The 12003-nt window shown below is 69.3% G+C and carries 10 protein-coding genes; 9 read left to right on the forward strand and 1 reads right to left on the reverse strand.

Features of this window, described 5'->3' with window-relative positions:
* Nucleotides 1–17 precede the first annotated feature (17 nt).
* The 9 genes from ftsW to IM697_RS11505 all read left to right on the forward strand — a co-directional run bounded on the left by ftsW (nt 18) and on the right by IM697_RS11505 (nt 8568).
* Nucleotides 18–1379 carry a putative lipid II flippase FtsW gene (ftsW, locus tag IM697_RS11465; RefSeq protein WP_194047211.1) on the forward strand — a complete coding sequence of 454 codons (1362 nt, stop codon included), beginning with the start codon at nt 18–20 and terminating at the stop codon, nt 1377–1379.
* Nucleotides 1380–1385: 6 nt separating this feature from the next.
* Nucleotides 1386–2480, forward strand: a complete 1095-nt coding sequence (gene murG / locus IM697_RS11470) for an undecaprenyldiphospho-muramoylpentapeptide beta-N-acetylglucosaminyltransferase (protein WP_194047213.1) — start codon at nt 1386–1388, stop codon at nt 2478–2480.
* A 23-nt stretch (nt 2481–2503) separates the two neighbouring features.
* Entirely contained in the window at nt 2504–3301 is a 798-nt protein-coding gene (locus tag IM697_RS11475; protein WP_194047214.1) for a cell division protein FtsQ/DivIB, read from the forward strand.
* Nucleotides 3302–3588: 287 nt separating this feature from the next.
* Nucleotides 3589–4797 (forward strand): cell division protein FtsZ, encoded by a 1209-nt coding sequence (gene ftsZ, locus IM697_RS11480; protein ID WP_194047216.1) that lies wholly within the window; start codon nt 3589–3591, stop codon nt 4795–4797.
* Between the two features lie 10 nt (nt 4798–4807).
* A complete protein-coding gene (pgeF, locus tag IM697_RS11485; protein ID WP_194047218.1) occupies nt 4808–5536 on the forward strand; it encodes a peptidoglycan editing factor PgeF in 729 nt (242 codons plus the stop codon).
* A gap of 6 nt (nt 5537–5542) precedes the next feature.
* Nucleotides 5543–6262 (forward strand): YggS family pyridoxal phosphate-dependent enzyme, encoded by a 720-nt coding sequence (locus IM697_RS11490; protein WP_194047220.1) that lies wholly within the window; start codon nt 5543–5545, stop codon nt 6260–6262.
* Nucleotides 6263–6387: 125 nt separating this feature from the next.
* Nucleotides 6388–7029 carry a cell division protein SepF gene (locus tag IM697_RS11495; RefSeq protein WP_030049252.1) on the forward strand — a complete coding sequence of 214 codons (642 nt, stop codon included), beginning with the start codon at nt 6388–6390 and terminating at the stop codon, nt 7027–7029.
* Nucleotides 7030–7088: 59 nt separating this feature from the next.
* On the forward strand, nt 7089–7376 hold the full coding sequence (locus IM697_RS11500; protein WP_004001943.1) for a YggT family protein: 288 nt from the start codon (nt 7089–7091) through the stop codon (nt 7374–7376).
* Between the two features lie 55 nt (nt 7377–7431).
* On the forward strand, nt 7432–8568 hold the full coding sequence (locus tag IM697_RS11505; protein ID WP_194047222.1) for a DivIVA domain-containing protein: 1137 nt from the start codon (nt 7432–7434) through the stop codon (nt 8566–8568).
* 200 nt (nt 8569–8768) lie between these two features.
* Here IM697_RS11505 and ileS read toward each other — a convergent pair whose 3' ends face one another.
* A complete protein-coding gene (ileS, locus tag IM697_RS11510) occupies nt 8769–11906 on the reverse strand; it encodes an isoleucine--tRNA ligase (RefSeq protein ID WP_194047224.1) in 3138 nt (1045 codons plus the stop codon).
* Between the last annotated feature and the right edge of the window lie 97 nt (nt 11907–12003).

The raw sequence follows: 12003 nt of genomic DNA on the forward strand, positions 1-12003 counted from the left end.
CGGGGCGGTGAGCGCCGATGCCCGGTAGCCGTACGGGACGACCGCCCGTACAGCGGGCGGTTCGGCGCCCCGTCGCCTCGCGGCCGGCGGGCGACAACGGCGTACGGCGGCTCTACACCCGTCTGCAGCGGGCGTGGGACCGGCCGCTGACCGCGTACTACCTCATCCTCGGCGGCAGCCTGCTGATCACGGTGCTCGGTCTGGTGATGGTCTACTCGGCCTCCCAGATCACCGCGCTGCAGATGTCGCTGCCCGGGTCGTACTTCTTCCGCAAGCAGCTGCTCGCCGCGGCGATCGGCGCCGGGCTGCTGTTCGCCGCCTCCCGGATGCCCGTGAAGCTGCACCGGGCGCTGGCCTACCCGATCCTCGCGGCCGCCGTCTTCCTGATGGCGCTGGTGCAGGTGCCCGGGATAGGAGTCGCGGTCAACGGCAACCAGAACTGGATCGCCCTCGGCGGCTCCTTCCAGATCCAGCCCAGCGAGTTCGGCAAGCTCGCGCTGGTGCTGTGGGGCGCCGACCTGATCGCCCGCAAGCAGGACAAGAAGCTGCTGAGCCAGTGGAAGCACATGCTGGTGCCGCTGGTGCCGGTCGCCTTCATGCTGCTCGGGCTGATCATGCTCGGCGGAGACATGGGTACGGCGATCATCCTGTCGGCGATCCTGTTCGGCCTGCTGTGGCTGGCGGGGGCGCCGACCAGGCTGTTCGTGGGCGTGCTGTCGGTCGCCGGGCTGATCGGGCTGGTGCTGATCAAGACCAGCCAGAACCGCATGGCCCGGCTCCAGTGCCTGGGCGCCACCGAACCGCGCGACGGCGCCGTCGACTGCTGGCAGGCCGTGCACGGCATCTACGCGCTCGCGTCCGGCGGAATCTTCGGCTCCGGGCTGGGTGCGAGTGTGGAGAAATGGGGTCAACTCCCCGAAGCCCACACCGACTTCATCTTCGCCGTCACCGGTGAGGAACTGGGCCTGGCGGGGACGCTGTCGGTGCTCGGTCTCTTCGCGGCTCTAGGCTATGCGGGTATCCGCGTGGCCGGACGCACGGAGGACCCCTTCGTGAGGTATGCCGCGGGAGGCGTGACCACCTGGATCACCGCGCAAGCCGTGATCAACATCGGTGCGGTGCTCGGCCTGCTGCCGATCGCCGGCGTGCCCCTGCCGCTGTTCTCGTACGGGGGATCCGCCCTGCTGCCGACCATGTTCGCCATCGGGCTGCTGATCGCCTTCGCACGCGACGAGCCCGCTGCGCGGGCAGCGCTTTCCGTGCGGCAACCCCGCTTTGGTAGAAAGCGTGCGGGAGGCGCCGCGCGTGATCGGGGGCCTCGGAGATGGAACACGATGCGACGGCGTGCCTCGGCGGCGCGTTCGTCCGGAGAGCGGTGAATTTCGGTGCATGTCGTACTCGCCGGTGGGGGGACCGCCGGCCACATCGAGCCCGCGCTCGCCCTCGCGGACGCCCTGCGCAGGCAGGACCCGACCGTGGGGATCACGGCCCTGGGCACGGAGCGCGGCCTGGAGACCAAGCTCGTTCCGCAGCGGGGCTATGAGCTCGCGCTGATCCCGGCCGTACCGCTGCCGCGCAAGCCCACGCCCGAGCTGATCACCGTCCCGGGCCGGCTGCGCGGCACGATCAAGGCGACCGAGCAGATCCTGGAGCGCACCAAGGCGGACGCCGTCGTCGGCTTCGGCGGCTATGTCGCGCTGCCCGGCTACCTCGCCGCCAAGCGCCTCGGTGTGCCGATCATCATCCACGAGGCCAACGCCCGCCCGGGCCTGGCCAACAAGATCGGTTCCCGGTACGCCGCCCAGGTCGCCGTCTCCACCCCGGACAGCAAGCTCCGCAACTCGCGCTACATCGGCATCCCGCTGCGCCGCACCATCGCCACCCTCGACCGGGCCGCCGTCCGCCCCGAGGCCCGCGCGATGTTCGGGCTCGACCCGAACCTGCCCACGCTGCTGGTCTCCGGCGGCTCCCAGGGCGCGCGCCGCCTGAACGAGGTCGTCCAGCAGGTCGCCCCCTGGCTCCAGCAGGCCGGAATCCAGATCCTGCACGCGGTCGGCCCGAAGAACGAACTGCCGCAGGTCCATCAGATGCCGGGGATGCCCCCCTATATCCCGGTAAGTTACTTGGACCGGATGGACCTCGCGTACGCCGCGGCCGACATGATGCTCTGCCGCGCGGGTGCGATGACCGTCGCCGAACTCTCCGCCGTCGGACTCCCGGCCGCCTATGTCCCGCTGCCCATCGGCAACGGCGAACAGCGGCTGAACGCCCAGCCGGTGGTCAAGGCCGGCGGCGGGCTGCTGGTCGACGACGCGGAACTCACCCCCGAGTGGGTGCAGCAGAACGTCCTGCCCGTGCTCGCCGACCCGCACCGGCTGTACGAGATGTCCCGCGCCGCAAGCGAGTTCGGCCGCCGGGACGCCGACGACCTGCTCGTCGGCATGGTGTACGAGGCGATCGCCTCGCACCGCCGCCAGTGACCGTATGACGGAGGGCAGGGAGCGTGGCCGGACCGACGACCGCCGAGCGCGGGGAACGCCAGCAGGAGTCGTCCGACCCGCCCCTCACCCGGCGGCGGTTGAGGCTGCCGAGACTTCGTACGATGATCATTCTTGTTGTCCTCCTCGTGCTCCTCGGGGCGGGCTCCGGCTGGCTGCTGTACGGCTCCAAGTGGCTGCGCGTCGAGCGCGTATCGGTCGCCGGGACCCGGGTTCTGACGCCCGACCAGGTTCTCGAGGCGGCCGACGTCCCCGTCGGGGCACCGTTGATTTCCGTCGACACCGAGGCGATTGAGGCACGGCTGCGCCGGAAATTGCCCCGAATTGACGAGGTTGACGTGGTCCGCTCCTGGCCCCGTGGAATCGGCCTGAAAGTGGCCGAGCGCACTCCGGTTCTGGTTGTCCAAAAGGGCGGAAAGTTCATCGAAGTGGACGATGAAGGTGTCCGTTTCGCCACGGTTTCTGAGGCCCCGAAAGGCGTTCCGGCACTGGAATTGACGGTGTCCCGGTCGAGCTCCGCCGCCGCGAGTCTGCGCCGCTTCGACGACGCCCGTCTGGTGCGGGAGGCCGTGCGTGTCGCGGATGCCCTTCCGGACGGCGTCGCGCGTGGCACCCAGGTCGTCAAGGTCCGTTCCTACGACGACATCTCGCTGGTGTTGACCGGCGGCACGACGGTCGCCTGGGGGAGTGGCGAGAAGGGTGCGGCGAAGGCTCGCACACTCACCGCTCTCATGAAAGCCTCGCCGGATGCGCGGCACTTCGATGTCAGCGTTCCCACCGCCCCCGCGTCATCGGGGAGTTGACGCACATCCGCGCAGGCCAGCACCCTGGTTGGGCAGCGACATGGCTGATCACATAGGGTGAAAAGAAAAACGGGAGGTTCGGCGTGTTCGTTGAACGTGCGCCACTTGTCGACTTAGTGTCCTGTTCAGAAGACTTCAAGGAACAGACACACTGGTAACCCTAAACTTCAGGGTTAGGGTTCGGGTCGGCGCTACGGACCGTCCCATTCGGCATCAGTCGCCGGTTCACGAAGCACACCGCTTCCCGTGATCCGACGACCCGTAACTCGAGGCGAGAGGCCTTCGACGTGGCAGCACCGCAGAACTACCTCGCAGTCATCAAAGTCATCGGTGTCGGCGGCGGTGGTGTCAATGCCATCAACCGGATGATCGAGGTCGGTCTCAAGGGCGTCGAGTTCATCGCCATCAACACCGACGCGCAAGCTCTGTTGATGAGCGACGCCGACGTCAAGCTCGACGTCGGCCGTGAACTCACCCGCGGACTCGGCGCCGGAGCCAACCCGGCCGTGGGCCGCAAGGCCGCCGAGGACCACCGCGAGGAGATCGAGGAGGTCCTCAAGGGGGCCGACATGGTCTTCGTGACGGCCGGTGAAGGCGGCGGCACCGGCACCGGCGGCGCGCCCGTCGTGGCCAACATCGCCCGCTCGCTCGGTGCCCTGACCATCGGTGTGGTCACGCGCCCGTTCACCTTCGAGGGACGGCGCCGCGCCAACCAGGCCGAGGACGGCATCGCCGAGCTCCGCGAAGAGGTCGACACCCTCATCGTCATCCCGAACGACCGGCTGCTGTCCATCTCGGACCGCCAGGTCTCGGTGCTCGACGCCTTCAAGTCGGCCGACCAGGTCCTGCTCTCCGGTGTCCAGGGCATCACCGACCTCATCACCACGCCGGGTCTGATCAACCTCGACTTCGCCGACGTGAAGTCGGTCATGTCCGAGGCCGGTTCGGCCCTCATGGGCATCGGCTCGGCCCGCGGCGACGACCGCGCGGTGGCCGCGGCCGAGATGGCGATCTCCTCGCCGCTCCTGGAGGCGTCCATCGACGGCGCCCGGGGCGTACTGCTCTCCATCTCCGGCGGCTCCGACCTCGGCCTGTTCGAGATCAACGAGGCCGCCCAGCTGGTCAGCGAGGCCGCCCACCCCGAGGCCAACATCATCTTCGGCGCGGTCATCGACGACGCCCTCGGCGACGAGGTCCGGGTCACCGTGATCGCGGCCGGCTTCGACGGGGGCCAGCCCCCGGCCCGCCGGGACAACGTCCTCGGCTCGACCTCGTCCTCGGCGCCCCGCCGCGAGGAGCCCACTCCGGTACGGCAGCAGCCCGAGAGCCGCCCGTCCTTCGGCTCGCTCGGCAGCGTCACGCCGAAGGAGGAGCCGGAGCCCACCGCCGCACCGGAGCCGGTGGCCGACATCCCGGTCGCCCCGCCGGTCCCGCCGTCGCGGACCTACGCCGACAGCGCGGCGGAGGAACTGGACGTACCGGACTTCCTTAAGTGATCCTTCTGACGTGATAGGACAGCGCGACACCGTGAGCGGCGCGCACTTCGCCTTCACCGACCGGTGGGGCGGGGTGAGCGCCGCTCCGTATGAGGAGCTCAATCTCGGCGGGGCGGTCGGCGACGACATCGACGCCGTCCTGACCAACCGCGAGCTCGCCGCCAAGTCGCTCGGCCTCGATCCGGGTGACGTCGTCTGGATGAACCAGGTGCACGGTACGGATGTCGCCGTGGTCGACGGATCGTGGCGTGACCGTCCGGTGCCCGACGTCGACGCGATCGTCACCGCACGGCGCGGTCTCGCCCTCGCCGTCCTCACCGCCGACTGTGTGCCGGTCCTGCTGGCCGACCCGGTCGCCGGGATCGCGGCGGCGGCCCACGCGGGGCGGCCCGGCATGGTCGCCGGAGTCGTCCCGGCGACGCTACGCGCGATGACGGAACTGGGCGCCGACCCCGCCCGAATCGTCTCCCGCACCGGCCCGGCCGTCTGCGGCCGGTGCTACGAGGTGCCGGATGCGATGCGCGCCGAGGTGGCGGCCGAGGAGCCGACGGCGCACACCGAGACGAGCTGGGGCACACCGGCGGTGGACGTGGCCGCCGGAGTGCACGCCCAGCTCGCGCGCCTCGGGGTGCGCGACCGGGTGCAGTCCCCGGTGTGCACACTGGAGTCGGGCGATCACTTCTCGTACCGCCGCGACCGCACCACGGGTCGGCTCGCGGGCTATGTCTGGCTGGACTGAATGGACATGACGGACCGTAAGGACGAACTCGCCGCGAACCTGGCGAAGGTGGAGAACCGTATCGCCGCCGCCTGCGCGGCCGCCGGGCGTGCCCGCGAGGAGGTGACCCTGATCGTGGTCACCAAGACCTACCCCGCCGGCGATGTGCGGATCCTGTCGGAACTCGGTGTGCGCCACGTCGCCGAGAACCGCGATCAGGATGCGGCCCCCAAGGCCGCCGCATGCTCGGATCTGCCCCTTGCGTGGCATTTTGTCGGCCAGTTGCAGACCAACAAAGTGCGATCCGTGGTCGGTTACGCGGATCTCGTGCAGTCCGTCGACCGTTCCAAGCTGGTGACGGCGCTCTCGAAGGAGGCCGTACGGCAGGAGCGCGAGGTCGGCTGTCTCATCCAGGTGGCCCTGGACGCGGGGGAGAACGGCCGGGGTGAGAGAGGTGGTGTGGCGCCGGGCGGAATCGAGGAGTTGGCCGATCTGGTCGCGAAGGCTCCGGGGCTGCGGCTCGACGGGCTGATGACCGTCGCCCCGCTCACCGGGGAGTACGCGGGGCGCCAACGGGCGGCGTTCGAGCGGTTGATGGATTTGTCGACCGACCTGCGCCGAGCCCATCCGGCTGCGAACATGGTGTCGGCAGGAATGAGTGCGGATCTCGAAGAGGCGGTGGCGGCGGGTGCGACACATGTGCGCGTCGGCACTGCGGTACTCGGAGTCCGCCCCAGGCTCGGGTAACGTCGCCAAGAAGTCGGACCACAGCAGAAAATATGGTCAATGTCGCCGAAAGGCGGGCGTAACGACCGCGTGGATCGCGGGCACTTGGCAGTCGCCGATCCACCACAGAGCGGAGGACTCAGAGCATGGCCGGCGCGATGCGCAAGATGGCGGTCTACCTCGGCCTCGTGGAGGACGATGGGTACGACGGCCGGGGGTTCGACCCCGACGATGACTTCGAGCCCGAACTGGACCCGGAGCCCGAGCGGGACCATCGACGGCACGAGCCGTCGCATCAGTCCCACAGTGCACATCAGTCCCAAAGGGACGAAGAGGTGCGAATCGTTCAGCCGCCCGCGCCTCGTGAACCGGTGGCCCGCTCGACTTCGCTACCCGCGGAATCCGGCCGTCCGGCGCGCATCGCGCCCGTGGCGTCCATCACACAAGAACGCGCCAGCCTGGAGAAGAACGCACCGGTGATCATGCCCAAGGTCGTGTCGGAACGAGAGCCGTACCGGATCACCACACTTCACCCCCGGACCTACAACGAGGCCCGTACCATCGGGGAACACTTCCGTGAGGGCACCCCGGTGATCATGAATCTGACTGAGATGGACGACACAGATGCCAAGCGACTTGTCGACTTTGCGGCAGGTTTGGTGTTTGGTCTTCACGGCAGCATCGAGCGGGTGACCCAGAAGGTGTTCCTGTTGTCTCCTGCTAACGTCGATGTCACGGCGGAGGACAAGGCCCGCATCGCAGAGGGCGGGTTCTTCAACCAGAGCTGAGACGCACCACCGGAAGAAACGCACGGAACAGGGAAACAGGGGAGAGGGAAACACCAGTCATGAGCGTGGTCCTGCAGGTTCTCTACATCGCGCTGATGGTGTTCCTCATCGTGCTCATCTTCCGGTTGGTCATGGACTACGTCTTCCAGTTCGCCCGCTCATGGCAACCCGGCAAGGCGATGGTGGTCGTTCTTGAGGCCACCTACACTGTCACTGATCCACCGCTGAAGCTTCTGCGGCGGGTGATCCCGCCGCTGCGTCTCGGGGGCGTGGCGCTCGACCTGTCCTTCTTCGTACTGATGATCATCGTCTACATCTTGATCACGCTTGTACGGAGCGCGATGTGAACGATGTGACAGATACGGTCTTGCCGACTGCCGACGACTACGTTGAGGTGAAGAGATGCCGTTGACCCCCGAGGACGTGCGGAACAAGCAGTTCACGACCGTCCGCCTCCGAGAAGGCTATGACGAGGACGAGGTCGATGCCTTCCTCGATGAGGTCGAAGCCGAACTGACCCGCCTGCTCCGCGAGAACGAGGACCTGCGCGCCAAGCTGGCCGCTGCCACGCGCGCTGCTGCGCAGAACCAGCAGAACATGCGCAAGCCGCCGGAGGGTCCCGGCGGCGGCCCGCAGGACCAGCAGCAGGGCGGCATGCCGCAGCAGGGCATGCGCGGTCCCGGGGCTCCCGTCCCCGCCGGGATATCGGGCCCGCCGCAGCAGCAGATGGGTGGCCCCATGGGTGGTCCGCCCCAGCTGCCGAGCGGTGCCCCGCAGCTGCCCGCCGGTCCCGGCGGTCAGGGTGGCCCGCAGGGTCCCGGTCCGATGGGCCAGGGTCCGGGGCCGATGGGCCAGCCCCCCATGCAGCAGATGGGCGGCCCCATGGGCGGTCCGATGGGTGGCCCGATGGGCGGTCCCGGTCAGGGCGGCCCCGGTGGCGACAGCGCCGCGCGCGTTCTGTCGCTCGCCCAGCAGACCGCCGACCAGGCGATCGCCGAGGCCCGTTCCGAGGCCAACAAGATCGTCGGCGAGGCGCGTTCGCGCGCCGAGGGTCTCGAGCGTGACGCCCGTGCCAAGGCTGACGCCCTGGAGCGGGACGCGCAGGAGAAGCACCGCGTCGCGATGGGCTCCCTGGAGTCCGCCCGCGCCACGCTGGAGCGCAAGGTCGAGGACCTGCGCGGCTTCGAGCGCGAGTACCGCACGCGGTTGAAGTCCTACCTCGAGTCCCAGCTGCGCCAGCTGGAGACCCAGGCGGACGACTCGCTCGCCCCGCCGCGCACCCCTGCCACGGCGTCCCTCCCGCCGTCCCCGGCGCCCTCCATGGCACCGGCCGGCGCGAGCGCCCCGTCGTACGGGGGCGGCAACCAGACGATGGGTGGCGCCCCGTCCCCGGCTGCGCCGTCCTACGGCGGTCAGCAGCAGATGTCCCCGGCGATGACCCAGCCGATGGCGCCGGTGCGTCCGCAGGGCGGCCCGTCCCCGATGGGTCAGGCTCCCTCGCCGATGCGCGGGTTCCTCATCGACGAGGACGACAACTGACGGTTGGTAGTACGCCGTAGGCGTCGGCAGCGTTCAGGGCGGGGCCCCGGATTTCGATCCGGGGCCCCGCCCTTTTGCTACGCGTGTTCATGTCTTATGCCGACTGTGTTCGGTTGTGGGGGCAGTTGTGCGTGGGTACACAACGCCGAAGGCCCGGGACCACCAAGATTTTTTGGCGGGCCCGGGCCTTCGGTCCTCGGTTACGCCTTGCGCAGGCGGAACGTCAGGGTCAGACCCTCGTCCGTGAACGCGGAGCCGTAGGTGTCGTCCGCCTCGCCCTGGGCGAAGTCCGTCGCCAGGACCTCGTCGGAGACCAGACCGGCGTGCTCGGACAGGGCCGCGATCACCGCCGGGTCCGTCGCCGTCCACCGCAGGGCGATCCGGTCGGCCACGTCCAGGCCGCTGTTCTTGCGGGCCTCCTGGATCAGGCGGATCGCGTCCCGGGCCAGGCCAGCACGGCGCAGCTCCTCCGTGATCTCCAGGTCCAGGGCGACCGTGGCACCCGAGTCGGACGCCACCGACCAGCCCTCGCGCGGGGTCTCCGTGATGATCACCTCGTCCGGCGCGAGCGTGATCGTCTCACCGTCGACCTCCACCGACGCCGTGCCCTCGCGCAGGGCCAGGGACAGCGCCGCCGCGTCCGCGCCCGCGACGGCCTTCGCCACGTCCTGGACGCGCTTGCCGAAGCGCTTGCCCAGGGCGCGGAAGTTGGCCTTGGCGGTGGTGTCCACCAGGCTGCCGCCCACCTCGGACAGGGACGCCAGCGACGAGACGTTCAGCTCCTCGGTGATCTGCGTGTGCAGCTCGGGGTCGAGGGTGGCGAAGCCCGCGGCGGCCACCAGGGCACGGGACAGCGGCTGACGGGTCTTGACGCCCGACTCCGCGCGCGTGGCGCGGCCCAGCTCGACCAGCCGGCGGACCAGGACCATCTGCGTGGACAGCTCCGGGTTGATCGCCGACAGGTCCGCCTCCGGCCAGGAGGCCAGGTGCACCGACTCCGGGGCGCCGGGGGTCACCGGCACGATCAGGTCCTGCCAGACCCGCTCGGTGATGAACGGGGTCAGCGGGGCCATCAGCTTGGTGACCGTCTCGACGACCTCGTGCAGGGTGCGCAGCGCCGCCTTGTCGCCCTGCCAGAAGCGGCGGCGCGAGCGGCGGACGTACCAGTTCGACAGGTCGTCGACGAACGCCGAGAGCAGCTTGCCGGCGCGCTGGGTGTCGTACGCGTCCAGCGCCTGTGTGACCTGGTCGGTGAGCGCGTGCAGTTCGGACAGCAGCCAGCGGTCCAGGACCGGGCGGTCGGCCGGGGCCGGGTCCGCCTCGGACGGCGCCCAGTTCGACGTACGGGCGTACAGGGCCTGGAAGGCGACCGTGTTCCAGTAGGTGAGCAGGGTCTTGCGCACGACCTCCTGGATCGTGCCGTGCCCCACGCGGCGTGCCGCCCATGGGGAGCCGCCGGCCGCCATGAACCAGCGCACCGCGTCCGCGCCGTGCTGATCCATCAGCGGGATCGGCTGCAGGATGTTGCCCAGGTGCTTGGACATCTTGCGGCCGTCCTCGGCGAGGATGTGGCCGAGGCAGACGACGTTCTCGTACGACGACTTGTCGAAGACCAGGGTCCCGACCGCCATCAGGGTGTAGAACCAGCCGCGGGTCTGGTCGATGGCCTCGCTGATGAACTGCGCGGGGTAGCGGCTCTCGAACAGCTCCTTGTTCTTGTACGGGTAGCCCCACTGCGCGAACGGCATCGAGCCCGAGTCGTACCAGGCGTCGATGACCTCCGGCACGCGTGTGGCCGTCTTGGCGCACTGCGGGCAGTCGAAGGTGACGTCGTCGATGTACGGGCGGTGCGGGTCCAGGCCGGACTGGTCGGTGCCGGTCAGCTCGGTGAGCTCCGCGCGGGAGCCGACGCAGGTGAGGTGGTCGTCCTCGCAGCGCCAGATCGGCAGCGGGCTGCCCCAGTAGCGGTTGCGGGACAGCGCCCAGTCGATGTTGTTGTTCAGCCAGTCGCCGTACCGGCCGTGCTTGACCGTCTCCGGGAACCAGTTGGTGTCCTCGTTCTCCTGGAGGAGGCGGTCCTTGATGGCGGTGGTGCGGATGTACCAGGACGGCTGCGCGTAGTAGAGGAGCGCGGTGTGGCAGCGCCAGCAGTGCGGGTAGCTGTGCTCGTACGGCGTGTGCCGGAAGAGCAGACCGCGCTGCTGGAGGTCCTCGGTGAGCTTTTCGTCCGCCTTCTTGAAGAAGACGCCGCCGACCAGGGGGACGTCCTCCTCGAAGGTGCCGTCCGGGCGGACCGGGTTCACCACGGGCAGGCCGTACGCGCGGCAGACCTTGAGGTCGTCCTCACCGAACGCGGGGGACTGGTGGACCAGACCCGTGCCGTCCTCGGTGGTGACGTACTCGGCGTTGACCACGTAGTGGGCTTCCGCCGGGAACTCGACCAGCTCGAAGGGACGTTGGTACGTCCAGCGCTCCATCTCGGTGCCCGTGAAGGTCTGGCCGGTGGTCTCCCAGCCTTCGCCGAGGGCCTTGGCCACGAGCGGCTCGGCGACGACGAGCTTCTCCTCGCCGTTCGTCGCGACGACATAGGTGACCTCGGGGTGCGCGGCCACCGCCGTGTTGGAGACGAGGGTCCAGGGCGTGGTCGTCCACACCAGCAGCGCGGCCTCGCCGGCCAGCGGACCGGAGGTGAGCGGGAAACGGACGTACACCGAGGGATCGACGACCGTCTCGTAGCCCTGCGCCAGCTCGTGGTCGGACAGGCCGGTGCCGCAGCGCGGACACCAGGGGGCGACGCGGTGGTCCTGGACCAGCAGGCCCTTGTTGAAGATCTCCTTCAGCGACCACCAGACGGACTCGATGTACTCGGGCTCCATCGTGACGTAGGCGTCGTCGAGGTCGACCCAGTAGCCCATGCGGGTCGTCAGGTCCGAGAAGGCGTCGGTGTGGCGCAGCACGGACTCGCGGCACTTGGCGTTGAACTCGGCGATGCCGTACGCCTCGATGTCCTTCTTGCCGCTGAAGCCGAGCTCCTTCTCGACCGCCAGCTCCACCGGCAGCCCGTGGCAGTCCCAGCCGGCCTTGCGGGCCACGTGGTAGCCGCGCATGGTGCGGAAGCGGGGGAACACGTCCTTGAAGACGCGGGCCTCGATGTGGTGGGCGCCGGGCATGCCGTTGGCGGTGGGCGGGCCCTCGTAGAACACCCACTCGGGGCGGCCCTCGGACTGCTCCAGGCTCTTGGCGAAGATCTTCTGCTCGCGCCAGAAGTCGAGCACGGCGTGCTCGAGGGCGGACAGGTCGACCTGGGCGGGCACCTGGCGGTACGTCGGCGTTGTCATCAGCGAGCTTCCTCCGGCGGACTTGCTGCCTTCCGTCCGGAGGGACGAGAGCCGATCTTGCCTTGCGCCGGTTTCGACGCGCTCCCGCGGTACCACC

The sequence above is a fragment of the Streptomyces ferrugineus genome (assembly GCF_015160855.1).
GTDB classification, from domain to species: Bacteria; Actinomycetota; Actinomycetes; order Streptomycetales; family Streptomycetaceae; genus Streptomyces; species Streptomyces ferrugineus.